Annotated in this window: 23 protein-coding genes, 1 riboswitch and 1 other annotated feature; of the genes, 4 read left to right on the top strand and 19 right to left on the bottom strand. The window is 37.3% G+C overall.

Annotation, left to right across the window (positions count from 1 at the left end; translation table 11 throughout):
* Positions 1 to 27: 27 nt before the first annotated feature.
* Positions 28 to 193, bottom strand: a riboswitch (M-box (ykoK) riboswitch).
* Positions 194 to 458: 265 nt separating this feature from the next.
* Positions 459 to 695 carry a DUF6429 family protein gene (locus C7K43_RS07050; protein ID WP_124006224.1) on the bottom strand — a complete coding sequence of 79 codons (237 nt, stop codon included), beginning with the start codon at positions 693 to 695 and terminating at the stop codon, positions 459 to 461.
* 337 nt (positions 696 to 1,032) lie between these two features.
* Here C7K43_RS07050 and C7K43_RS07055 point away from each other — a divergent pair, with 337 nt between their 5' ends.
* Positions 1,033 to 1,479 carry a hypothetical protein gene (locus C7K43_RS07055; protein ID WP_124006225.1) on the top strand — a complete coding sequence of 149 codons (447 nt, stop codon included), beginning with the start codon at positions 1,033 to 1,035 and terminating at the stop codon, positions 1,477 to 1,479.
* Here C7K43_RS07055 and C7K43_RS07060 read toward each other — a convergent pair.
* The 7 genes from C7K43_RS07060 to opp3b form a co-directional block, all read right to left on the bottom strand.
* Entirely contained in the window at positions 1,436 to 2,344 is a 909-nt protein-coding gene (locus tag C7K43_RS07060; protein WP_124006226.1) for an IS3 family transposase, read from the bottom strand. The genes C7K43_RS07055 and C7K43_RS07060 overlap by 44 nt on opposite strands.
* Entirely contained in the window at positions 2,332 to 2,775 is a 444-nt protein-coding gene (locus C7K43_RS07065) for an HTH domain-containing protein (protein ID WP_124006227.1), read from the bottom strand. The genes C7K43_RS07060 and C7K43_RS07065 overlap by 13 nt, the downstream gene beginning before the upstream one ends.
* 324 nt (positions 2,776 to 3,099) lie before the next feature.
* A complete protein-coding gene (locus C7K43_RS07070) occupies positions 3,100 to 4,119 on the bottom strand; it encodes an RNA-guided endonuclease TnpB family protein (protein WP_124006228.1) in 1,020 nt (339 codons plus the stop codon).
* 47 nt (positions 4,120 to 4,166) lie between these two features.
* A complete protein-coding gene (locus C7K43_RS07075; protein ID WP_124006229.1) occupies positions 4,167 to 5,126 on the bottom strand; it encodes an ABC transporter ATP-binding protein in 960 nt (319 codons plus the stop codon).
* Positions 5,123 to 6,178 (bottom strand): ABC transporter ATP-binding protein, encoded by a 1,056-nt coding sequence (locus C7K43_RS07080; RefSeq protein WP_124006230.1) that lies wholly within the window; start codon positions 6,176 to 6,178, stop codon positions 5,123 to 5,125. Before C7K43_RS07080 ends, C7K43_RS07075 begins: the two co-directional genes overlap by 4 nt.
* Positions 6,179 to 6,183: 5 nt before the next feature.
* Positions 6,184 to 7,227, bottom strand: coding sequence for an oligopeptide ABC transporter permease (opp3C, locus tag C7K43_RS07085; protein ID WP_124006231.1), 1,044 nt, complete (start codon positions 7,225 to 7,227; stop codon positions 6,184 to 6,186).
* Positions 7,227 to 8,168: an oligopeptide ABC transporter permease gene (gene opp3b, locus C7K43_RS07090; RefSeq protein ID WP_124006232.1), complete on the bottom strand. Its 942-nt coding sequence runs from the start codon at positions 8,166 to 8,168 to the stop codon at positions 7,227 to 7,229. Before opp3b ends, opp3C begins: the two co-directional genes overlap by 1 nt.
* 87 nt (positions 8,169 to 8,255) lie before the next feature.
* Between opp3b and C7K43_RS07095 the strand changes: the two genes are divergently transcribed.
* Positions 8,256 to 8,591, top strand: a complete 336-nt coding sequence (locus C7K43_RS07095; protein WP_124006233.1) for a DUF3899 domain-containing protein — start codon at positions 8,256 to 8,258, stop codon at positions 8,589 to 8,591.
* A gap of 76 nt (positions 8,592 to 8,667) precedes the next feature.
* Here the strand turns inward: C7K43_RS07095 and C7K43_RS07100 are convergent, their stop codons facing one another.
* The 7 genes from C7K43_RS07100 to C7K43_RS07130 all read right to left on the bottom strand — a co-directional run bounded on the left by C7K43_RS07100 (position 8,668) and on the right by C7K43_RS07130 (position 17,689).
* Entirely contained in the window at positions 8,668 to 10,329 is a 1,662-nt protein-coding gene (locus C7K43_RS07100) for a peptide ABC transporter substrate-binding protein (protein WP_124006234.1), read from the bottom strand.
* 207 nt (positions 10,330 to 10,536) lie between these two features.
* The gene (locus C7K43_RS07105; protein WP_124006235.1) at positions 10,537 to 12,171 is read right to left on the bottom strand and encodes a peptide ABC transporter substrate-binding protein; all 1,635 of its coding nucleotides are present in this window, start codon (positions 12,169 to 12,171) and stop codon (positions 10,537 to 10,539) included.
* Between the two features lie 12 nt (positions 12,172 to 12,183).
* Positions 12,184 to 12,891 (bottom strand): gamma-glutamyl-gamma-aminobutyrate hydrolase family protein, encoded by a 708-nt coding sequence (locus C7K43_RS07110; RefSeq protein ID WP_124006236.1) that lies wholly within the window; start codon positions 12,889 to 12,891, stop codon positions 12,184 to 12,186.
* 188 nt (positions 12,892 to 13,079) lie between these two features.
* A complete protein-coding gene (locus tag C7K43_RS07115; RefSeq protein ID WP_124006237.1) occupies positions 13,080 to 15,500 on the bottom strand; it encodes an FtsK/SpoIIIE family DNA translocase in 2,421 nt (806 codons plus the stop codon).
* An 83-nt stretch (positions 15,501 to 15,583) separates the two neighbouring features.
* Positions 15,584 to 16,387, bottom strand: coding sequence for an amino acid ABC transporter substrate-binding protein (locus C7K43_RS07120; protein ID WP_124006238.1), 804 nt, complete (start codon positions 16,385 to 16,387; stop codon positions 15,584 to 15,586).
* 11 nt (positions 16,388 to 16,398) lie between these two features.
* Positions 16,399 to 17,034 carry an amino acid ABC transporter ATP-binding protein gene (locus tag C7K43_RS07125; protein WP_124006239.1) on the bottom strand — a complete coding sequence of 212 codons (636 nt, stop codon included), beginning with the start codon at positions 17,032 to 17,034 and terminating at the stop codon, positions 16,399 to 16,401.
* Positions 17,035 to 17,047: 13 nt separating this feature from the next.
* The gene (locus C7K43_RS07130) at positions 17,048 to 17,689 is read right to left on the bottom strand and encodes an amino acid ABC transporter permease (protein WP_068707970.1); all 642 of its coding nucleotides are present in this window, start codon (positions 17,687 to 17,689) and stop codon (positions 17,048 to 17,050) included.
* Between the two features lie 146 nt (positions 17,690 to 17,835).
* Positions 17,836 to 18,068: a binding site (T-box leader), on the bottom strand.
* A 328-nt stretch (positions 18,069 to 18,396) separates the two neighbouring features.
* Here C7K43_RS07130 and C7K43_RS07135 point away from each other — a divergent pair.
* Both C7K43_RS07135 and C7K43_RS07140 read left to right on the top strand, forming a co-directional pair.
* A complete protein-coding gene (locus C7K43_RS07135; RefSeq protein WP_124006240.1) occupies positions 18,397 to 19,275 on the top strand; it encodes a helix-turn-helix domain-containing protein in 879 nt (292 codons plus the stop codon).
* A 114-nt stretch (positions 19,276 to 19,389) separates the two neighbouring features.
* Entirely contained in the window at positions 19,390 to 20,493 is a 1,104-nt protein-coding gene (locus tag C7K43_RS07140; protein ID WP_124006241.1) for an ABC transporter ATP-binding protein, read from the top strand.
* Between the two features lie 452 nt (positions 20,494 to 20,945).
* Here C7K43_RS07140 and C7K43_RS07145 read toward each other — a convergent pair whose 3' ends face one another.
* From C7K43_RS07145 to C7K43_RS07160, 4 genes are all read right to left on the bottom strand, one after another.
* On the bottom strand, positions 20,946 to 23,024 hold the full coding sequence (locus C7K43_RS07145) for a DNA topoisomerase III (protein ID WP_124006242.1): 2,079 nt from the start codon (positions 23,022 to 23,024) through the stop codon (positions 20,946 to 20,948).
* Positions 22,957 to 23,334 (bottom strand): DUF1033 family protein, encoded by a 378-nt coding sequence (locus C7K43_RS07150; RefSeq protein WP_124006243.1) that lies wholly within the window; start codon positions 23,332 to 23,334, stop codon positions 22,957 to 22,959. The genes C7K43_RS07145 and C7K43_RS07150 overlap by 68 nt, the downstream gene beginning before the upstream one ends.
* A 137-nt stretch (positions 23,335 to 23,471) precedes the next feature.
* Positions 23,472 to 24,593, bottom strand: a complete 1,122-nt coding sequence (gene mnmA / locus C7K43_RS07155; RefSeq protein ID WP_124006244.1) for a tRNA 2-thiouridine(34) synthase MnmA — start codon at positions 24,591 to 24,593, stop codon at positions 23,472 to 23,474.
* Positions 24,594 to 25,235: 642 nt separating this feature from the next.
* Complete coding sequence (locus C7K43_RS07160) at positions 25,236 to 25,574, bottom strand: DUF1831 domain-containing protein (protein WP_124006245.1); 339 nt, start codon at positions 25,572 to 25,574, stop codon at positions 25,236 to 25,238.
* Between the last annotated feature and the right edge of the window lie 38 nt (positions 25,575 to 25,612).

A 25,612-nucleotide genomic window follows, 5' to 3' on the forward strand; every position in this document is an offset into this window, starting at 1 on the left:
GTTTACATTGCTATATATCCGTTTGCAAAGCACACCTCTTCGTTGAGTTTTGGCTCAATACAGCCTAGGGATTTATCCCAGCTACGTTAAAAACTCCTTAGATCGGACATTTCTGTTAACCACGTTGGTATCTTTCGATATTTCCGGGCAGTAGCGTTCCTCTGTATAGTAACCTCACCTAACAGGTTATTTGATTTTCCTCGTCCTCAATATAACCTTTATTTACGCTGATGTCAACGTTTGAAACATAAGGGCTTCAAGAATTATTCCACACTAGCTCAGTGTTTTTTTCAAGCCATATTATCCATACCTTCACCAGAAAATACACTGTTTATTTAGCAATTTTGGAAACTTTTTTGTTTTACCTGATTACAGTTCAAAGACCCGTTTTCTTTTGTTAATAAGTTAATTCTTGAGTAAAGCAACTAACTTATCCCTTACGCTCGCTCATTTATCTATTACGCATTACCTACATACTTTTCCAAAAGACGCTTAGCTTCTTCAATGCCTTCTTTAGTAAATGTAATTGATTTATTCCGTTTCTTTCCAGAAATAAATTCTTCATCTGTTAATTCATTTAAATCATCAAAGTCATAGCCCTTCCAACTATTTAATGAAGAGTAAGGACCAATTTTCTCTTCCCAAGCATTTAAGTATAGTAACAAAAGGGTAAGTTCTTTTTTTACTTGTTCCATTCCATTCTCCCTCCTTTCCATTGTTTGTCGATTTATCAATAATTGGTTTTTAAATATATTCCGAGAAACTTTGTTCTGCCTTAACTATCTTTGTATAACAATCTGACTCATTGCTTTGTCATCCGAACTTATATCGTGCTTTATTGTATTTTAACACACTGCATATCAACGACAAAAAGACCGCCTCTATTTAAAGAAGCGGTCTAAAGTGGACCCTATGTCAAGGACGATATGAAAAAAACCCCTATACTTCTCTTGCAACTTCCTTAGGATAAGGAAGTAAGGAGGAGCGGGGACAAAGCATAAAGCACGCTCTCAAAACTTAGAGAGCGTGCTTTTGTCTTCCAGAAATCAGATGGTATTAGATAAGAAAGATGTTAGAAACAGCGATCGTTTGGATTTTGCGCTATTCAGGAAAGAACATGAAAGAGGGAACTATCCAGGGTTTATGGTGAACTATTTCGAATCCTTAACCTTAGAAGAACAAAGGAACTACTTTAGGGCTTATCAAACCGTGAGAGCCCAGTTGCGAGACGAACAAGATTTAATCGACCACCTTCTTCCTTTTCTACAAAAAGGGACGGTGGATCCGACGTTTGAACGCGAATTTTTCTTGTATGTCTTATTTTACGGCCCCAATCTGGATGTGAGCGCAATCTATCGCAAAGAAGCCTTCCTAGAACTGTTAAATAAATATGCCCAAGAAGTAAGCAATGAGCTAGAGGCAATGCATGCCCTGCTTACTTCTGATTCAGTGTTTGAAGAGGGTGAATGCCCGTTTTAAGGTATTGTTCATATTGATGGGGCGCACACTTCGCCAAGGCCCATTGATACCGTTCGTGATTATAGTAATCCATATAATCGTCGATGATTGACTGGACTTGCGCATAAGAATCGATCCCAGCTAAATCCTGGATTTCATCTTTCATATGGCCGAAAAAGGATTCTTGCGGGGCATTGTCCCAACAATTGCCCCGTCGCGACATCGATTGACGAAGCTGTTGGCTGTGTACCAAGGTTTGAAATTGAAGATTCGTATAGTGCACGCCTTGGTCGGAATGGATCAAGGCGTGAAAATTTTTAGGCAACGCATGGTCCTTATACAATCGATGAATGGTTTCTAATATAAAATCTTCTTCTAAAGAAGGGCTAAGGGCATAAGCAAGAATTTGGTGTGTGTACGCGTCTTTGATCGTGGATAAATAGGCTTTTTGTTGGCGACCATAAAACAGGTACGTCACATCGGTAAGTAAGACCGTTTTGGGTCCTGTTGCCTTAAATTGTCGGTTTAATACGTTGGGAAGAATCGTATTTTCTTTCTTGGCTTTCGCCATTTTCCGATAAGGGTTGGCTTTACGAATCGGACAAAACAAACGGTATTTTTGCATTAATCGTTGGATTTTTTTCCGGTTCATTCGTGTTCCTGTGTGAAGTAAACGCATATAAATACTCCGAGAGCCTTTTTGAAAGCCACGATAATTGTAAGCTTCTAAGATCAATTCAAAATCGACCTGGTCTTGGGCCTCTCGTTGGGCGCGCTTTTCTGCTCGATGCCGCCATGCATAAAATCCTGATCTTGACACTTGGGCAATTTCGCATAACCAAGTGATATTCAATAAATTATGGTCCCGCGCAATCAGGGTTTGGATGAGTTGGAATTTCGCTTGGGTGTCGCTCGTGCCGCTTGGCGATTGATAAAATTCGTTTTTTTTAGCGCATCAATTTGTTGTTCCTGTAAAGCAACTTTGTGACGTAAGTAATCCAGTTCTTGTTCGGTCGTATGTTCTTTGTTCCGAGGTCTTCCCGTATTTTGCGCACGGAGGTCCGTAAATCCTTCTAAACGTTGCGCCATATTCTTTGTTCGTTTCGAAAAATTTTGAATGCGTTGTTTCCCCAGAACGTTTGTATCAAAGCCTGCTTCTTGAAAGATGATTGAAGGCATTTTTCCGCCTTGGTATTCCTGGTAGAACCACTGACGGAATGCTTCTGTATAGGTGATCGCTTTGGTGGAAACCTTTTGTACATTGGAATTCAAGTTGAGCTCTGCGACTTGTTCTTCCGTGAAATAGTTTTTTCCCATCTACTCCCCACTCCTTCTTTTATTAAGGTTCACTTTTCTAGAGGCACTTCCTGTGTTTTCCCGTCAAGAGAAAAGATATCCACGGAAAGGAACCGAACCCAAACGTTTCTTTGTCTTTATTATACACAAAAAACAGCCCCTATAAAATCGACCGATAAAATCCTCTTAGGGGGTTTTTTATCAGCGTCTATTTTATAGGGACCATTTTAGTCTTTTTATGGTTTTTTATAATTAGTGAACAATATTCCTAGAAACAAAAATTAATGAAAATTTTTTCTATCCCCTAGGCGATCCCTGGCGTCCCTTCCAGTTCTTATAACTTTTTTATTGGTTAATTAGTTTTTTGCCTACTTGTTCAATAGTAAAACATTTTGTTTCATTTTCTTTTTCAATAGAATCAACAAATACAAGTTGTTTATCATACCAACGCGCTTTATATTGGATTTTACGCAAAAAATGTTGCCAATCAGTTTCAGAGAATTTTGTATTTTCAGTAAATTCTGGCTGTTTTTCTAAACAAATACAGTCATAATCATGTACCAAACGATAAGTTAACTGGTCGATGTAGTTTTTTTTCTGATCGTTTTTTGCCATATACAGTTTTTGAACTTTACTTTTTTGTTTTTGATAATTTTTTGCCTGCTCGAGTAGCACTTTACGTCTTTTAGCTGCTTTTGCTCGAACCTCCAAACGTTTAATGGCTTTATCCAATTGATATTGAAGTGTCTCTTGCTTATAGACAGGCAAGCGATTGACTGCTGACATTTGGACTAAATTCTCTGGACAGTAGGCAACACCAATGGTCGTGCCGGTTTTAGGTAAGGGGTTTATCTCCTCTAAACAGAGAAGAGAAACAAAAAACATTTGGTTATTTTGAGCCGAAACTGTTGCTGATTTTATTTCGCCTGCTACTTTTCTATGCAAATTTACCGTAACTAGCGATTTAAGTTTAGGCAACTTTAACTGATTCCCAACAAAATAAATCGTGTGCTTTTGATTATTTGTCGTATAGGACTGCCAATTGTTTTTTTTTGTTTTCAGCTTAGGATAACCCGCTCTTTTACTAAAATAGTTCTTAAAAGCACGATCTAAATTGCGTTGCGCATTAGCTAAAGCTAGACTATCCGTCTTCTTTAAAAACGGATAGTCTCTTTTCAAACTAGCTGGAGAGACTTGTGTCTGATAATCCCCTGCTTGCAATGCTTTTTGCCGAGCATGTAACAAATGGTTATAGGTAAAACGGACACAACCGAAAGTCTGTATAAAATATTGTATTTGTTTTTCATTAGGGTAAATACGAAATTTATAACCTTTTAATACTTTCACTAGGTCCTCCTTTTTCATGAAGGCTTTAAAGATCTTTGATTTTCTAAATAGAAAGTCAATCAAATTCAGATGGCTTGCTTGTCTTCAGCAGCCTTTTTATTAGCAAGCTTTTCTTGATACTTTGTTTTTTCCTCTTCAGTTGCATAAACATAGTGTCCAGGCGCAATCTCCAGCATTTTTCGTGGCGTTTCTAGATCGTCCTGTTCTCCTGTATATTTAACTCTGGTTCTAGTTTGTTCATATTCTGGATCTGGCAAAGGAATTGCCGAAAGTAAACTTTCCGTGTAAGGATGAACGCCATGATAATAAACATCATCACTTGTTCCTACTTCCAACAATTTTCCGTTATGCATTACACCAATCCGATCACTGATATGCTTAACCATAGACAAATCATGGGCAATGAAGAGATACGTTAGGTTATGTTCTTTTTGTAGATCTTGTAATAAATTAACTACTTGAGCTTGGATAGATACATCCAAAGCAGAAATAGGTTCGTCACAAATAATAAATTTAGGATCTACAGCTAAAGCACGTGCAACTCCGATACGCTGACGTTGTCCACCAGAAAATTCATGGGGATAACGTGTCCCATGGTTAGGATTTAATCCTACTGTCCTTAGAAGTTCGTTCACTCGCTCAGCACGCTCTTTGTCCGATTTTGCTAAACCATTGATGTCGATTCCTTCAGCAATGATATCCCGAACTTTCATCCGTCCGTTCAAAGAAGCGTAAGGGTCTTGAAAGATCATCTGAACATCTCGTCGGAAAACATTCATTTCTTTTTTTCCATGTAACTTCATGACATCTTTACCGTCAAATTCGATCGTACCATCAGTCGGATGGTTCAAGCGTATGATCGATCGTCCAGTAGTGGATTTACCACTACCCGATTCGCCAACCAAACCAAACGTTTCGCCTTCATAGATGTGAAAAGTAATATCATCGACCGCTTTTACTTCATCTTTTCGGCCCGTATTAAAATATTGTTTTAAATTTTTTACGTCTAATAATACTTTTTTCATTTACTTTCCTCCATTTCCGGCTGCTTTTTCTTTTTGAATTCTTCCCAACGCAACAAAATTTCTTTTGGCGGTTCCACTTTAGGTGCTTGTGGAGCTAATAACCAAGTTGCTGCTTTATGGGTGCTAGTTAATTCAAAAAATGGTGGTTGTTTTTCCGTATCAATTTTCATAGCATATTCATTTCTAGGATAAAAAGCATCTCCGGTAGGTGGTTCTAATAAATCCGGTGGTGTTCCTGGAATAGCAGTCAAACGGTCCCCTGTTCCTTCTAAAGTTGGCATAGAACCTAAAAGTCCCCAAGTATAAGGGTGTTGTGGATTATAAAAGATCTCAGTAGCTGTGCCGATTTCCACAATTTTACCTGCATACATAACTGCAACGCGATCTGCAACATTAGCTACAACCCCTAAATCGTGGGTAATAAAGATAATTGAAGAATTCACTTTTTGTTGAATATCTTTCAATAATTCTAAAATTTGTGCTTGGATCGTCACATCTAATGCGGTAGTTGGTTCATCAGCAATCAATATTTCCGGATAACAAATCAAAGCAACTGCGATAACAATCCGTTGACGTTGTCCACCGGAAAATTGGTGCGGATAATTTTTCAATCGTTTTTTAGCATTGGGAATTCCTACAAGTTCTAATAATTCCAAAGCTTTTTGTAAAGCATCTTTTTTAGATACTTTGGTATGTTTTAAGAGAGATTCAGCAATTTGTTTGCCAATCTTCATGGTTGGGTCAAGTGAAGTCATTGGATCTTGGAAAATCATCGAAATTTCTTTTCCACGAATTTTTTGCATTCGTCTTTCAGAATTTTTTAAAATATCTTCTCCACCAAACAAAATTTCACCATTTTTTACAAGCGCATTACTCGCTAATAGGCCCATGATACTTCTGGTTGTTACTGACTTTCCACTACCTGATTCGCCTACAATAGCCAGCGTTTCACCTTCATATAAATCAAAACTTACATCACGAATCGCTTGAACTTCTCCGGCAAAGGTAGCAAATGAAATTTCTAAATCTTTTACTTCTAAAACTTTTTTCATCGTATTCACTCCTTCATCTTCGGATCAAACGCATCTCGTAAACCATCTGCCAACAAATTGAATCCGATCATAATGACTGAAAGGACTACAGCTGGTATTGCCATTTGATAAGGTAAGAACAAGAATGTTTTATACCCATCATTTAATAATGTCCCAAGAGAAGCAGAAGGTGGCTTCAGCCCTAGCCCAATAAAGCTTAGGAAGGCCTCGAAGAAAATTGCCTCTGGAATACTAAACATCATCTGGACAATAATAACGCTAGAAATATTAGGTAGAATATGTTTAAAAGCAATTTTGGACCTACTTTCTCCTAAAGTTGTGGCAGCCAAGACGAACTCTTGATCCTTTAACTTGAGCGTCTGGCCCCGAACAATCCGCGCCATCGGAATCCAGTTGGTGATGGCCATCGCAGCTACGATTGAAAAGATCCCGGGTTTAAATATAACTAACATCAAGATCATGACAACCAAGTTCGGAATTCCCGATAAGACTTCTAAAATCCGCTGCATAATGGTATCAACTCGCCCGCCTAACAAGCCAGAAATGATCCCATAGGTGACCCCGAAAACAATATCCAGTGCAGCCGCAATAAAAGCAATCAATAAGGAAATGCGCACGCCCATAAATAGTCGACTTAATAAATCTCTTCCTAATCCATCTGTCCCAAGATAAAAATGGACATCATCCGGAACGTTGGCAGCCTCATATTTATCAACCATTTGACCACCGACCTCTGAAACTCCATTCAAACCATTAATATCAATTCCCGGAATTTTAGGAGGTAAGTTTATATAGCTGACATTTTGCTCGGTTGGATCATGAGGTGTAGCAAAAATCGTTACCACCGAAATTAAAATGACAATCAAAAGAAAGATCGATGAGAAGACAGCCGCTTTATTTTTTTTCAAACGTCGCCATGAATCTTGTAAAAAGTTCAGTGAAGGCGCCGTGATAGCCTCACGCTCAACTTTGGTACTTTTTTCTAACGGCTCAAATTCAGAAGACGGAATTTGCTCTAATTGGTCTTTAGTATAATTTGTATCTTCCATTATCCACGACTCCCTTCTGATACACGAATACGAGGATCAACAATACCGTATAACACATCGACAACAAAGATAATAGCCACTAACATTGTTGAATAAAGAATGGTTACTGCCATAATTGTTGGATAGTCATTGGTCATAATTGATTTAACAAATTGTTCACCGATCCCAGGTATTGCAAAAATATTTTCTACCACTAGGGAACCTGTCATTAATCCTACTGCTAAAGGACCAAGCAACGTTAAGATAGGGATTAAACTGTTACGTAATCCATGTCTAAAAGCTGTTTCCCAGCGACTTAACCCTTTTGATTTAGCTAATTCAACCTGGTCACTGTGTAATACTTCGACCATTTCGGTTCGTATAAAACGAGCGGAATCCGCCAAAGGTGACATTGCTAAAGCTAATGTAGGTAAAAGCGTATAAGCAAAACTATCCCATCTTGCAATTGGTAAAATTTCTAATTTGATAGCAAAAACATATTGTAGTAATACAGCAAATACAAAGTTAGGGATAGAACGACCTAAGATAGCAATTAAGGTACTCAAAGTATCCACCCATGTATTTTGTTTCATTGCTGAAATTGTCCCTAAAATGATGCCAAAAATGGTCCCAAAGCCAATTGCTTGCAGCCCTAATTGAACAGATGGACCAATACGTCCGCCTAACAAACTGGATACTGCTTGGTTTTTAAATTGGAAGGAGATACCAAAATCACCATGCATAATGTTTATCAAGTAGTTCCCATATTGTACGATCATCGGCTGATCCAGCCCCATTTGTTTATTTAATAGGGCAATTTGTTCTGGGCTTAATTTTTCAGCGTTAGTATATGGTGTTCCAGGCAAAAACTGCATCATGAAAAAGGTGATCGTTGCAATCAGCCATAAAGTGATTGCCATGAAAAACACACGCTTTAATAGATATTTAATAAAATCATTCACGTTTTTTCCCCCTATTTTTTTGACTTCTGAACAATATTTTTATACATTAGTTCTATCCTTATTTTTAAAACAAGAAAGGAAACTATCATGCGAATAAAAAAAAGTTCTTGGATCATCAGCCTAACAATTTTGTTAGTCAGCTTATTGCTTACAATCATCCAAAAAGATTTTTCCTTAACTGCTCTGTCAGATAATTTGTTTCTTTTTACACTATTTTTTCTGATCGTCGGCGGTTTTCTTTGGGTATTTTCTTCTGGATTTTTCGATAATTTTCAACGATCTTTCAAGAGAAGAAATAAAAAAACCAAAACAGCTGGTATGAAATTGTCAGAAGTCGGTCGGTCCAGCTTTCGTTTCTGGCTAGAACCTGCAGGAATTCTATTTTTATTAAGCCTGCTGACATTGCTATTAGCAATATTTTAATCAATAAAGACTGAGACGCTGCTAATTAGCAGTCATTTGTCTCAGTCTATTTTTTATCTTGAGATTGTCTTGAAAACTATTCTTCTATTGTAATCCATTTGAAATCATATTGCGCGCCTGCTGGATGAGCAACCAAACCATTTACTTTATCAGCTCTCATATGCGCAGTAGCTTTTTGATACAATGGAACAACACCTTGTTCTCCCATAATAATTTTTTCCGCTTCTACCAAGTTATCCCAACGTGCTTCTGAATCATTGGCATTTTCATTCGTTGCTTGCTCAATTTGTTCGTCATATTCATCATTACTCCAATGACCACGGTTATAGGAATTGCCAGTTTGGAATAAATCAAGGAAACTACTTGGGTCAGCATAGTCAGCACCCCAGCCGCCAATAGTTAAGTCAAAGTCACCTTCATTTGAACGATCTAAGCGAACCGAAAATGGTACAGAATTTAAATTAATATTTACGCCGTCTAAATTTGACTCGATGGATTCTTGAATAAACTCTTGGGATTTTTTAGATTTGTCTGTATCATCGGACAATAAGTCAACGTCTAATGAGTCGATATCTAATTCTTCTTTAGCTTTTTCCCAATATTCTTGTGCTTTGTCCTCGTCAAATTCTAATTGGTCTCCAGCATCTTCAGTAAACTCGCTATTACCATCAGGACTCGTAGACATATCTTCAGGTACTAAACCAACAGGTGCCAATGAACCATCCGCTAAAATTGAATTTACTAAAGCTTCTCTATCAATTGAATAAGAGATTGCTTTACGTAAGTTTTCATTACGGTATGGTGAATCTTCATCTTCTTGGTTCATTTCTAAATAGAAAGTAGAGGCTTCGGGTTGACTCACATACTCTGGATCATTCGCCATCTGTTGAGCTAGTTCTCCATCCAATTTAACGTCATCAGCTTGTCCATCTTGGAATAAATTCAAAGCAGTAGAGGCTTCTTTTACGACGGATACGTTAACTCTATCTAGGGCTACGTTATCTTGATCCCAGTACTCATCATTTTTTTCATAAGTCCAGTCAGTATCTGAACCAGGACCATCAAAATCAGCTAAAGCAAAAGGTCCGTTATAGACTGAGTTTTCGCTAGTAGATGCATAGTCATCGCCAAATTCTTCAACTGCATCTTGATTTTGTGGGAAGAAGATTGGAAAAGCAAGCAAGTTATCAAAATAATCAAGTGGTTTATCCAATGTGATTTCTAATTCATAATCGTCAACTGCTTCAATACCTAGTTCTTCTGGATCCTTCTCATCATTTATAATTTCTTCTCCGTTTTCAACTGCTTCAAAAAGATAGGCATACTCTGCAGCTGTTTCTGGGTCAACGGTACGTTGCCAACCAAAAACATAATCATCTGCCGTTACTGGGTCACCATTTGACCATTTTGCATCTTCACGCAATTTGATGTTATAGGTTGTTCCGTCTTCTGAAACGTCCGCTTCTTCTGCCGCTCCAGCAGGTTGAGGCGTATCATTTTCGTCCAAACGATAAATACCTTCATAAACATTATTTAATGCCGAAAAACTAACCGTATCTGTTGCTTGCGATAAATCTGCGGTTGGCATTTCTTGTTCTTCTACAAAGTTAAATTCGTTTTCTCCAGAACCGCCTCCTGCAGCTTCATCATCGCCTGAATCTTGTGTTGAGCCAGTTGTACAACCAGCAAGAACCAAGGTACATACTGCAAATAAACTAAAAACATATTGCTTTTTCACATTGCTTGCTCCTTCTTATTGGGAATTTTCAGAATTATTTTTCTGAAGTTATATAAGATTGTAATTATTAATTATTAAAAAATCAAGAGAAAAATGCAAATAAAATGAGGAATAAATAAGTTTCATTCAAAAAAGAGCGGTTTAACAACGTTTCCCATAATAAAAAAATCCCAGATATTTTATCTGGGATCGTCATTTATTGTAAAATCACTCTGTGACAAAGGTTGTTCGATAAGAAACCGTTCGACCAAATGGAAAAACTTGTAACCCTTCAAGCCGATCCGATTTTAAATAGGCAACTGCCCCTTGATATAAAGGTAGCACAGCGGCATCTTCTTCTACTAGCAGTTTTTCCATCTCTAATAATTTTTGCCAACGTGCATCGGGATCATTGGCTAAAGTCGTACGAGCTTCTTCTAATCCTTTATCATAATCTGGATTGTCATAGCCTGAAGTATTTAATCCGCTCTGAGAATCATAAAAATTCAAAAAGTCGATGGGATCTGCGTAATCAGGTGTCCAGGTGCCAAAAACTAAATCAAAGTCACCTTCTGTTTGTAAATCTAGACGATTTTGCAAGGGCACTGATTTTAATGTGATTTTTAGACCAGGAAGGGTTTCTTCTAATTGTCCTTGAATGTATTCAATCGTTTTTTTACTCATTGCTGCATCAGCTGAAAGTAATTCTAAAGTAATTTCATCTTGCCCCAGCTCTTCTTTCGCTTTTTCCCATGATTCTTGCGCTGCCTCTTTATCATAAGGCAAAAGATCACCGTTTTCTTCTCGGAAATCTTCATCTGTTGAAGGGTCCTTAGCAAAATCAGATGCCACAAAACCATCTAATGGCTTAGACCCATCAGCTAAAATGTTTTTGGCAAAGTTTTTCTTGTCGATTGCTTGCAAAATAGCTTTTCTGGCATTTACATTGCCAGTGACTTCTCGTTCTTGGTTAGGGCTTATATAGCCAACCAGCGCTTTAGGTTCGAAGTATGCTTGTTTGGCATCCTGATATTGTTGCGCGTAAGTATCTGCTAATAAAGTATAATCCAATTGGTCATCGTTAAATAAGTTGGTTCCGGTAGCCACTTCTTTTACTACTTGCACATTGATTGTTTCCATTTGGACATTGTCTTGATCCCAATATTCCGGATTTTTTTCTAGTGTCCAAGTTTCATTATTACCATCCCAATCGTTAATTACGAAAGGTCCATTGCCAATAAAGTTTTCAGTGCTGGTCCCATATTGTTTTCCTTTATCTTCTGCAAATTCTTTTTGTTTAGGCATAAAAGGAGTTCCCGTCAGAATTTCAGGTAAAAAAGGCAATGGATCTTCTAGTTGAAGCTCCAAAGTACTATCATCAGTTGCTTTAGCGCCTAATTCATCCACATTTTTATCGCCCTCACGAATTTTTCGGCCATTTTTTAAAATATCCATTCGGTTACTACTGCTAGACGCTGTATCAGGATCAACTACCGTTTGAAACGCATAGACAAAGTCCGCTGCTTTAACCGGAGTGCCATCACTATAGTTCGTATCTTTTAACTTAAACGTATATGTTAGCCCGTCATCGCTAACTTCTGGCTCTTCACTGGCTAAAGCTAATTCTGGTTCACCGCCTTCATCATAACGATACAAACCTTCTGTTACTTGACCTATCATATCGGAACTATTCACATCGGTATATTGAGCACTATCTAAAGTGGTCAACTCACCTGAAAGCGAGACCGAAATTTCTTGTGCCGCTGAACCAGCGCCCGAATTCCCATCTTCAGTATCCTCATTATTAAAACAACCAGTAAGTATAAATAATGTTGTAACCAACAAAAAACCTAACTTTTTCATAGCCTCTTCTCCTTATAATTTTTTCACCACATAATTAAATATCGTCATTTCATTTGGTTGAACTTCAAACGCAAAATCTGGATGCCATTGCACGGCTAATAAACGTCGTGGTTTATTTTCCACAGCTTCAATAACACCGTCTGAACAAAAGGCAGACTCTGTCAGAATGCTCGATACACGATTTAATGCTTGATTATGAAACGAGTTAACATTTGTTTTTGCTCCATAAATCTGTTGTAAAATACTATCCTCTTGAGTGAGCAGTTCATGTGAAGGTTGTTCTTTAGGGATCGGATTTTGCATATGTAAAATCTTGGTAAACGATCGCAGTTCTTGTTTTAAATCACCACCAAAAAAGACATTCATCAATTGCATCCCACGACAAACTGCAAACACCGGCTTGTTTTGTAATAATGCTTCTTCTAAAAGTGCTAATTCGAAACGATCGCGAGCTTCAGAATAATCTCCTTGTACGGTTTGGGTCTGTTTATAAAATTTAGGCGAGACATCTTGTCCACCTGCTAAAATTAACTTGTCAATTTGAGAAATGTACTCTTTGGCTAAGTCTTCTGCGCCAATAGGTAAAACAAAAGGTAACCCGCCCGCTTTTTGGACTGCCTTTACATAACCACCAGGCGTATAACTGACAGGTAAATGGTGTAACACTTCACCTGAGTCCATTACTTCATTTGCGGCAATTCCAATAATTTGGCGCCCCATATGCATCCTCCTTTCTCTTTACTTGGTAAAATCATAGCTTTTTGGTTTACATCTGTCAACAAATGAATCTACAAAAAATAAAAGACAATTTTTGGCTATTAAAAAGGGCCAAACGATTTCAAATAGCATGAAATCGTTTGGTCCTACTTTTTAATCGTCCAAACAACGTTTAAACTAGTCAGCTGAATTTATTCCAGTGGTTCATCTTGATAGCTATCATCAGCAGGATCTTGAGGTTTGTCAATTAAGACTTTACGTGGTTTGCTGCCTTCTGATGCACCTACAACATGGTTGGCTTCTAATTCATCAACTAAACGGGCTGCTCGATTATAACCAATTCTAAAACGACGTTGGAGTAAAGAAACGCTGGCTGTTTGCATGTCAACAACCAATTCCTTGGCTTGATCATACAACTCGTCTTCAGATTCTTCTTGCTTATCTTTGGCCACTTCTTCATCCGTTACCATCATTTTTTCTTCATAGTTAGCGCCTTGTTGATCAGTAACAAATTTAACGACTTCTTCCACATCATGGTCAGATATAAAGGCGCCTTGAACACGAATCCCTTTATTTTCACCCATAGGTAAGAACAGCATATCTCCTCGGCCAAGTAGTTTTTCCGCCCCATTTGAATCAATAATCGTGCGAGAATCGGTCCCGCTAGATACGGCAAAGGCAATTCGCGATGGCACATTTGCCTTGATAATTCCAGTAATAACGTCAACGCTTGGACGTTGAGTTGCTAAAATCATGTGTATACCTGCTGCCCGCGCCATTTGCGCCAAGCGGGTAATGGCATCTTCAACCTCATTACTGGCCACCATCATCAAATCAGCCAATTCATCTACAATGACCACAATAAATGGCATTGTTGGATATTTTTGGTCTTCTGTTTGATTTTTTTGTTTGATCATTTCGTTGTAGCCAGTGATATTGCGTACCCCTGTTGCGGCAAATTTTTCATACCGTTCTTCCATTTCTTTGACCACTTTTTGTAAAGCTTGCGCAGCTTTTCGCGGATTTGTTACCACGGGGGTCAAAAGATGAGGGATCCCGTTATATACGTTTAACTCTACCATTTTCGGATCGACCATCATTAGTTTAACCTCATGAGGTTTTGCCTGCATTAAAATACTCGTGATGATGCCATTAATAGCAACCGACTTCCCACTACCAGTCGAACCAGCGACTAACAAATGGGGCATCTTAGTTAAATCAACAGTCTGTATTTTTCCAGAAATATCTCGTCCCAATGGAACTTCTAGGATATGATCAGAATGAGCAGGCGTTTCATCGTTCATTTCTCTAAAAGCCACAGTGCTAACTGTTTCATTAGGTACCTCAATACCAATTAATGATTTGCCTGGAATAGGTGCTTCCATACGAATATCTTTAGCAGCAAGTGCCAGAGCAATATCATCGGAAAGATTGACAATTTTGCTGACTTTAACACCAATTGCCGGTTCAATTTCGTATTTAGTCACAGATGGCCCTAAACTAGCCTTGACCACTTTAGCATTGACACCGAAACTTTTGAAAGTCTTTTCCAGGATTGCAATATTACTTTCAATTTTTTTATATTCACCGCTTTGATCCGTCGGTTTGGGCTGCGATAAAAGAGTTGACGGCGGTAATTCGTAATCTTCATCTTCTACTTCTTGTGAAATTTCAAATTCCAGAGGTTTACCGTCATCTACTGGTTCTTCTGTTGATGGCTCATTTTTAGCGTCATTTTCTGTTTTTTTACTAGCGGCCTGACTTTGTTGGTAACTATCAATAGGAACAAAACTTAATTGTTCTGGCTCGCCGGTAGCTTCTTCTTTTTGCTCCTGTGCTAATTTTTCTGCCTCAGACAGAGAACGAACTTGATTTTTTTCTTGCTCTTTTAATTGTTGTAGTGCAGCTTCTCGCTCTTGTGCTTGTTTTTGTTCTTTTTCTTCCTTTTTCGCTTGCTTTTTGGCTTCTTTATCCGCTTGTTTTTTCGCTTTTTTCTCTGGATTACCTTCAATCAACTTTTGCATTTTTTCTTTTACTTCATGTAAAAGTTCTAACAGTTGCTGGCTATCCAGTGAACTAACAAAGTAACCACCCAGAATAATCAAAAGAACAGCAATCACATAACTGCCGATTTTTGCAACTAAGAAAAATGTTGCTTGATAGAGCAGTGCACCTAACATGCCACCGCCAACATTAGCACTTACTTGATCACCTTGGATGTCACTTAATAAAATTCGCCAAGTTGTTAATAAAATCTGCGGATCATCTGTTTGAATTTTACCAAATAACTGTGCATGGAAAAAAATTAACACACCTAAATAAATCAGAAGTCCACCAACAATCTTTCTTCCATGAGTTACTTTAGCCTCATTATTTTTGACCATTACCCATAAACCATAACCTGCTAGCAAGACACAAAGGAAGGGATAAGTATTTCCGCCAATAATCCGAAAACCATTTGCTATTAGCGTTCCAAGAAAGCCTAATTGAAATAATGCAAATACTGAAAATAAAATAAATAAAAACCCAAATACAATCAGCATTAATTTTTCTTGCTGGCGCATTTGTTTTTTTGTCTTACGTTTTTTTGAGCGTTTCTTTTTTTGTGCCATGTCATCCCTCTTTTCATTCTTATCCATTATACAAAAAAAAAGAAGGGAACAAAAGTTTCTTCCCTACTTTCTTTAAATTTTTATCAATCAGGTGATACGTCTTCTCCAAACCATTTTTCCGAAATCTCTGCAAATTCACCATTATCTTGTAGTTCTTGTAAACCATCATTAATTTCTGCTAATAATTCATCATCATCTTGTCTAACACCCACCGCGAAATTTTCATCCTCATAAGGCGTTTCAACCAAATTAAAATCATCCATCTTTTCATTTTGGTTTAAATAGTATTCAGCATAGACTCTATCAATCAGAAGCCCATCGATTCGCCCGCTTTCTAAATCAATAAATGCCTCATTAAAACTGTCATAAAGCGTGGCGTCCTCACCTTCTACAATATCTTTTAATGCTTCTGGTTCTTGATTGAATGAATTATAGCCAGAGGAGCCTTCTTGAGCGCCCAGTATTTTCCCATCCATCTGGTCGATTGAATCAATATTACTATCTTTGGAAGTAACTAATAACTGGCTATTGCTCATGTAAGGTTCTGAAAAAGCTACCTCTTCTTCCCGTTCAGGCGTTTGGCTGTAGCCATTCCAAATCATATCAATCGTTCCATTATTCAATTCTGTTTCTTTCATAGACCAATCAATTGGCTGAAATGCGACTTCGGTATCATTTAAAGCAAATACAGCTTCAGCTAACTCGATATCAAAACCGGTTAAATTCCCATCATCATCACGAAAACCCATAGGTACAAATGTATCATCCAAACCGACAACAACATCTGCATCTTCATTATTTCCTGCTCGCTCGTTTTCTCCAGAAGAACAAGCGCCTAATACAAAGACACTCACCAAAACAAGGCCTAATCCTTTTAATTTTTTCATCTCTCTTCCTCCTAGTTAATTTCTGAAACCTCTAACAAATTGTCTGCAATATTTTCAGCAAAAGTCATATCATGCGTAACCACCAATTGAGTAACGCCTTGTTGCTTCAGTCCCAAAATGATTCGTTCAACGTGTTCACGTAAAGCAGGATCCAATGCACTCGTAGGTTCATCATAGGCTAATACTTTAGGATCCATTGCCATTGCTCTAGCAATCGCTACTCGTTGTTTTTGGCCGCCAGATAATTGATAAGGATATTGTTGCAACAACGATTCTATACCTAATTGAGCGGCAATATCTTCTGCTTTTTTAGTATAGACTTCCTTTTCTTCTTGTAGCGCTAATCTGGGTGCTAACACAATATTTTCAAAAACATTTAAATGGGGAAATAATTCAAATTCTTGGAATACAACTCCTACCACTTGTTCTTGATTTTTTGAACTTACTGGATCAAACTTTTCTCCATCTAATAGGAAATCTCCACTGTCGATCGTTTCTAGCCCTGCCAAAGTTCGCAGCAAAGTCGTTTTTCCACCTCCAGAAGGTCCTACTATAGCTAAAATCGATCCGTCTGGAATTGTTAGATCTAACGAATTAATCACTTTTTTTGAACCAAAAGATTTACTGACATTTTTAAGTTCTAACATAGAATTTTTCCTCCTAACGATAATAATTCATACGTTTTTCTAACATACGAAGAATAAGAGTAAACACAGCTGTCATAAGTAGGTACAAAATCCCTACACCTAACAGAGGAACTAACGAGACGTCACGTTCCATCGCCACTTTTCCGATGCGCATCACATCTTGTAGACCTAGAATATAAACTAACGAAGTATCTTTTACCAAATTAATAATTTCGTTTCCAACAGAAGGCAAAGTGATTTTTACAACTTGGGGAATAATAATTTTTCGTAACGTTTGCCCGTAAGTCAAGCGTAATACCCGAGCCGCTTCATACTGTCCATTAGGTATCGATTGAATACCTCCACGAAAAATTTCTGCAAAGTATGCTGCATAGTTAAAGATAAAAGCAATTAATGCTGCTTCAAAACGATCGAATACAATTCCCATAATAGGTAGCCCATAAAAAACGAAGATTAGCTGGAGCAAAAGTGGAGTCCCGCGCATCAGCCAAACATAAACTTGAATGATTGACTTGAAAATTTTCGACCGACTACATAATACGAATGCTAGAATAATACCAATAGGAACTGACCCAATGATAGTTAAACCAAATAAGCGAAAAGTTACTTCCATTCCTGTAAATAATTGCGGAAAAATAGAAATCAAATAACTCATATAAATCCTCCTTTAAAATAAAAATGTCCTCTGGTTTTACCCAGAGGACGCAAAATACGTGGTTCCACCTCAATTTATCTTTCCCTTACAGAAAAGACCTCAGTTAGTTACTGATTGAAAAATAAAAAAGTCCTTTAGCCAAATGGCTAAAGGACGTCAATTACGCGGTTCCACCTTTATTTATTCATTCTTCGCAGAATAAAACTCAATAAGTCATCAATCAATAACTTTGGCTATAACGGGCTACCCGGACTTTTCTACTTTTTCTTCAAAAAATCGACTCCAAGATGTGTTTCACCATAATTTCATTGTCTCTTCTCACCTGCCAGAGACTCTCTTAAAACAAAACTAAAGTTACTCTTCTTTTCGATGTCGTTTATTTAAGTTGTTCCTCACTTTACGCCCATCAGTTAAAAAAGTCAAGCATTTTTATCAGGAAAATAATTTCTCATAAAAACCAACCAGTTAAAGCAAGGCGATAAGTGGAGCGGTCATTTATAAAACCGCAAGAATAAAGACATTATGTCATTTTTTAGACCTAAGTGAACAAATGCAAGATCCATAAACGCTGTTACTGAACCCCAGTCAAGGGCAACAAGGTCTATAATAGTAGTGAGAACCGACAGAATTTACTATTTTCAGTTTGGCGAAATAGCATTTTTTGGTTACAATAGGCAAAAAGACTCTTTCTATAAGGCGGGTTAAACGTGAAACAGCAAAAGTTACAAGAAATTTATCCTACATCTTCTATACATGCTTTTCCAACAGTTGATACAGACTATTTATCCATTGCTGTAGCACACGGTTTTTTATGGATACCACAAAAAAATCTATCACCAACTGAAAAAAAGCTGTTGCAAGCCATTGCTATTACTAACCCAGCAACTATCCCTACTGCTGGAAAAGAGCGCCCCTGGTATGCTGCTTTGTTCTCTGATACGTCGGCCCCAGCAGACGAGGGAGCTTTTCGTCTGATCCAAATCAAATGTCACGCTTTGGAAAAAAACGATCTTGCAGCTTTACATGAAGAAATGTCCACGATTTTACCCCATACAGTCGATTTATTTTTTCTTAGTGAAAGTTATGGGATCATCGTCGAGTCTTTCAGCGAAGATGCATTAACTACAGAAGAACTAGAGGGCCTGTTTTTAGCTTTAGACAGTGACTTTAATAGCTACACGCGACTTTTCAGTGGAGCCTTCCATTCTTTTGAAGCTGACTTCACTCAACTTTTATTTGAAGAAGAGCAACTGTTTCTTTATTTACTCGAACATGATACACAAACTAAAAGCTTTGATATGGGAACGGCCATTATCCCATTTTTTGCTATTCATGACGTCACTAAAAGTTATCTGATGCGAACTCTATTTGCCGAATGGTTTGATGCAGAACTTGAACAAATCATCTGTACGCTTTGGCAAACACAAGGCAATATTAGTTCAGCAGCCAAAGAACTATTCATGCATCGCAACACATTGCAATACAAAGTCGATAAATTTCAACAACGGTCCAATACGAACTTGAAAAAAATGGACGATCTATTCTTATGCTATTTACTAGTTCTCTCTTGTGAAAATTCAAACTGAATTTACAAGGTGCACAAAAAACACTGACTTTTTTGTGCACCTTTACATTGAGTTTGTAAACCGTTTTCATTTACAGTATATATAACAAATCAATTTGAAAGAAGGAACAAACTTATGGTAGAAATGTCCTTAAAAGAGATCGGTAAAAAATATGATAATGCCGAGCAATTTTCTGTCAGCGATTTCAATCTAAATATAAAAGATCGTGAGTTCATTGTTTTTGTCGGACCTTCCGGCTGCGGAAAATCGACCACATTACGCATGATTGCCGGATTAGAAGATATCACAGCCGGTGAATTAAAAATTGGAGATAAAGTGATGAACGATGTTGCTCCTAAAGATCGCGATATCGCGATGGTTTTCCAAAACTACGCATTGTATCCACACATGACTGTCTATGACAATATGGCATTTGGCCTGAAATTACGTAAATACAATAAAACAGAAATAAAAAAAAGGGTTGAAAATGCTGCAGATATCTTAGGGTTAACTGAATATTTGGATCGCAAACCTGCTGCACTATCTGGCGGGCAACGTCAACGTGTCGCTTTAGGCCGCGCTATCGTCCGCGATGCAAAAGTATTCTTGATGGACGAGCCATTATCCAACTTAGACGCTAAATTGCGCGTTGCTATGCGGGCAGAAATCGCTAAATTGCACCGCAGACTTAAAACCACGACGATTTACGTTACACATGACCAAACTGAAGCGATGACTATGGCAGACCGGATTGTTATCATGAAAGATGGAATTGTCCAACAAATCGGTACACCAAAAGAAGTGTACAATACACCAGTGAATGAATTTGTTGCTGGGTTTATCGGTTCTCCGGCGATGAACTTCTTCAATGTTACCTTAAAAGACGGTGAAATCACAGACGATTACGGATTAAAACTTCGCATTCCTGAAGGTCGTAATAAAACACTAGTTGAAAAGGGCTATGATGGCAAAGAAATCACTTTTGGCATTCGTCCAGAAGATATTCATGGTGAGCAAGTGGTGATCGATGCCGCACCCGAAGCCACCGTACACGCCGAAGTTGTTGTGTCCGAATTGCTGGGTGCAGAAACAATGCTATATACAAAAATTGGAGATACAGAATTCATTTCGAAAGTCGACGCACGTGATTTCCATGAACCAGAAGAAATGGTCGACTTGAGTTTTAACCTCAACAAAGCACATTTTTTTGACAAAGACACAGAAGAAGTCATTCGTTAGTTTTTTTAATATAACATTTTCCCATTGCCACTTTTAGGAGAAGCAATGGGAATAAGATTTAGCAAAAAATGGCAACCAGCTTAAATTGAGTAAAAGAATGCTATTTTGTTCCTCGAAATCTTGATAATGAGTAAAGAAAACTAGTTTTGTTACTCAAAAATAAAATAACGAGTAACGGATAGCTAATTCGTTACTCGTTAATTATTATAAACCACTAAAAAACATCTAATTTGCACGCTAATGTTTAATATTGAGCAATGAACAGCGGATTCGTTACTCGTTAATGCAATATTGAGTAATCGTTTAACAATTCGTTACTCAAAAATACATTAATGAGTAATAAAAAGCAAAAACGTTACTCAATTGACATAATTAAAGTGAAAAGATCCGAACAATAGAAAGATTACTCGATCTTTCTATTGTTCATATATTTTGCTTATACCTAATACTTTTTATTCCTTTTCGTCCATTGCTTCTTTTAACGCAATCGCAAGCGGGCTTTCTTCGGGTTCTTCGGGTTTTGAGTATTTCTTCAAAAGTTGTTTTTCTTCCTGTTTAGATATTTTTTTCTTTTGATCTTTTTTGTTTGGAATTTTTTCGGTAATGCCATCAAATTTACAACGGAAATAGGCACCATTTTTGCCTTCAATGATTTCCATTTTCTTATGGCATTGCGGACAACGATGATTACTTACTTTAGGGTCTTTACGACGATGATAGTTACATTCTGAGTTAGAGCAAACATAAATTTTACCATCACGAGTACTTTTTTCCCGCAAGAAAGAACCACATTCAGGACATTTTTTTTGTGTTAAAGAAAAGTCTTGATATTTTTGCTGGCTTTGTTTGACTTCTTGGACAAGCTGTTTGGTATCTTTTTCAATTTGTAGTAAAAACTTGTCACTGGAAAATTTCCCTTGGGCGATCGCCTCAAGCTCGTCTTCCCATTTTTTAGTTAAATCAGGCGTTACTAATGATGGATTCACCAAATCTAACAATTGCTTACCTTTTGGAGATACCTGCAAACCACTAGGCGTTCTTTCCATCAATTCAGACCGAAGTAATTTTTCAATAATTTCCGCCCGAGTGGCGGGTGTACCTAAACCAAATTTTTCCATTTTTGCCAACAATGTTCCTTCATTCAAAGGTTTTGGCGGTTTGGTTAATTCTTTTTTGACGGAAAAATTCGGTTGAATTTTTTGGCCTTCCTGCCATTTATTGACAGATCCTGATTTCTCTTCTTGTACTTTCCATCCCGCTTCAATAATTTTATTTTGCGTAAATACGAAAGACTCATCAGCAAAGTTAACCGTTGCTTTTTGTTGCAGTCTTTTGTGCGGTTTCGCAAACAACATCAGAAAACGACTTACAATCATATTATAGATTTTTTGTTCATCATTTGAAAACTTGGCTGCATTAACACGTTGTTCTGTAGGAATCAAACCCGAGTGATCAGATACCTTGGCATCATTAAAAACGGCTTTTTGCTGTACGTTAGCTCCTGATTTGATATATTCTTTTACCTCAGGTGCAAAGTTTGCAACAGCTTGCAGGCGCTCTTTCATTGTTTTTTTCATGTCATTAGTTAAATATTTGCTGTCTGTACGTGGATAAGTAACTACTTTATGGGTTTCGTACAAACTTTGTACCAATGACAGCGTCTTTTTAGCTGAAAAGCCATATCGTTGGTTTGCTTCTCTTTGAATTTCAGTTAAATCGTAGGGTAATGGCGCGTTTTCTGTTTTAGTTTTTTCTGACACTGAAGTTACAGTCCCCGCATGTTGTCCCATTTGTTCGATTACCTTTTGTGCCTCTTGCGATTCTTTTAATTCATATGGATTTTTTTGTAGACGGGGCGCTTTTTGTCCGGCCACTTCTAGTTCAATAACGTAATAGGTTTGCGGCCGAAATTTATCAATTTGTTTTTCTTGTTGCCGTACAAATGATAATGTAGGTGTCTGAACTCTACCAGCACTCAAACTATCATCATATTTTACCGTTAAAGCTCTTGAAATATTCAGTCCCACTAACCAGTCTGCCTTTGATCTAGCCAGTGCTGATTCATAAAGTGCATCGTATTCTTTAGCTGGTTTTAATTGTTTAAAGCCCTCTTTTATGGCTTTATTCGTTTGCGAGGAGATCCATAAACGTTTCACTGGTTTATCAAAATGAATCCATTCCAGAATCCAACGGGCAACTAATTCCCCTTCTCTTCCGGCATCAGTCGCAATAACAAATTCATTTATATCCTTACGATGAGCAAGTTGCTTAATTGCTTTTAGTTGTTGTCCAGTTTTAGGTAATGGTTTAATCCCAATATTTTTAGGAATCATCGGCAATGTTTCCATTTGCCACGTTTGCCAATTTTTATTAATATCTTCTGGCATTTTTAGACCCAATAAATGACCGAGGGCCCATGTGACAATCACATTTGGGCCTTCGTAGTAATTCTTTGTCTTTTTATTAGCTCCTAATACTTTGCTTAGGTCTTTGGCAACGCTTGGTTTTTCCGCTAGAATTAGTTGCTTCATAAAATTTCCTTTCGCTTTCGATTGTGATTGGCTGATAATTTTTTAGTAATGCCAATCCTTTATATTGCTGCAAATCATCATCGCACTCTTCACACCAACGTTCTTCCCCATCATTCCAGAAAGCGCTCAAAAAGTTGGTTTTAGAATTAATATATGTATAATTTTTACAAATTAAATCCCATTTTTCTTGAAAAAACTGTATTGCGTCATCTAATGACAAAAAACTGGTCTCTTCTTCAATATCTTTTTCCCATTCTTCAAAGAACCACCATGGTTCATTATCGCCATACATGGTTATTACCTGATACATAGTCTCACTCCTTAAATTACTTTCTAAGGTAATCGTATTGAGTTTTAAAAAAAGTTGCAATGAATCAGCTTGTGAAAAAGTACGCCGGTAATGTAATTTATACAATAAAAGACAGGAAAATTTCCTGCCTTCTACGATTATACATATTGCAACGTTTTTGCTGCTTTATACGCGTGGTCAATCAAGCCGCCGCCTAAACATTCATCACCATCATAAAAAACGACTGCTTGTCCTGGCGTAATAGCCCGTACTGGTTCATCAAAAATGACTTCAGCTCGTTCGTTTTCTATTAAACGAACGGTCACTGCTGTATCTTTTTGACGGTAACGGAATTTTGCTGTACAACGAAATTCTGTTGGTTTTACTTCATCAGTTGTAAAGTGAACTTCACTCGCATCTAAGCGATCAGCATATAGCTCAGGGTTTTCAAAACCTTGACCTACATACAAAGTATTAGCAGCTAGATCTTTACCGATAACAAACCAAGGTTCACTATTTTTACCACCACCGCCAATGCCTAAACCTTGACGTTGACCAATCGTATAATACATTAATCCATCATGTTGACCTTTGATTTCACCATCTAAAGTGACCATATTGCCTTTTTGTGCTGGTAAATAATTACTTAAAAATTGTTTGAAATTCCGTTCGCCAATAAAACATACGCCAGTAGAGTCTTTTTTCTTAGCCGTCGCAAGTCCAGCTTCTTCTGCCATTTCTCGAACTTTTGGTTTTTCAATATTACCCAAAGGGAACATGACTTTGGCTAGTTGTTCTTGTGATAGTTGACTTAAAAAGTACGTTTGATCTTTATTATGATCCGCACCACGCAACATATGTACTACGCCATTTTCATCTTTTTCCACTTGCGCATAGTGACCCGTTGCTACGTAATTAGCACCTAAATCCATCGCATAATCTAAGAAAGCCTTAAACTTAATTTCTTTGTTACACATTACATCTGGATTCGGCGTACGTCCTGCACGATACTCCGCTAAGAAATATTCAAATACTCGATCCCAATATTCTTTTTCAAAGTTAACCGAGTAGTATGGGATCCCAATTTGGGCGGCTACTTTGGCCACATCTTTATAATCTTCAGTCGCTGTACAAACACCATTTTCATCGGTGTCGTCCCAGTTTTTCATAAAAATACCGACCACATCATACCCTTGTTCTTTCAACAAAAGAGCCGTAACAGAGGAATCTACCCCGCCGCTCATTCCGACGACAACCCGTGTGTTGCTGTTGTCTGTCATGCTATCACCATCATTTCAATATAGATTCTGAAATATCTACGATTTGAAGGTCGCAACTTTTCCAGTAATTGCCATTATACAGCAGAATCCAAAGAATTTCACGTACGGATTCTTAACTCAAATAATCCAATATAAATTTTTAAAAATTTTACAACTTATAAAATAGTTGCTGAGCAGATTTTTCTACACTAAAAAATGAGGAAGGAAATGGCGATCTTTTACTCGATAACTGAAAGTTGAGGAAGAAAATTGTAAAGCATTACTCATTAAATCAACAACGAGGAAGGAAACCAAAATCTATTACTCAAAAACAACTAAAAAACTATTGAAAAAGTTAAAAATAGCTGAAAATGAAGAGGAAAATGGAGGTCTTTTACTCAATATTTAAAAGATAAGTAAGAGAACAATAAAACGTTCCTCAAAAAATTAATAACGAGGAAAGAAAACAAAATTTGTTACCCAATAAATCGTTAAGTGCCAAAAGTCGAACTTTCCTCGATCCTTTTTCAAAGCTACACAATATAAGCGTTCATAAAAATACTTTAAAAAACGGTTTATGTTTTGTTAAAAAGATATACTTTCTTTGCAATCAAAAAGACTTGCAAATCATATTTTGCAAGTCTTTTAACACTAAGCTATTTTTTACGCTTTTTCAAACAAACCACGATCTATAAAACCGTCCATCAAAAAATAAAACTGTTCTTGCAACACTTCATTCTTATTTTTAAAAATGTTGACTGCTTTTAAACCGTTAGCTGTAGTCACTGACATCTTTATTTTTTGGATATTTTTATCTACAGTAATTTTCAACTTGAGACCTTCTTTACTCTGTGGAGTTGCTTCAAGGGGTCGAACCAGTTGAAAATTGCCACTAGATGTTTCGGTAAATCCATTGTCACGCAAAGTATATTTTTTAGCGGTTGGAGCTAATTTATATGTAGTATCTGCGCCTAAAACTGTTGTTTTTTCTTGAAAAGCCATTTTTTCACCTCATTAATTGCTTTTACTTTTATTATAAA

This window comes from Tetragenococcus koreensis (assembly GCF_003795145.1).
Lineage (GTDB): Bacteria > Bacillota > Bacilli > Lactobacillales > Enterococcaceae > Tetragenococcus > Tetragenococcus koreensis.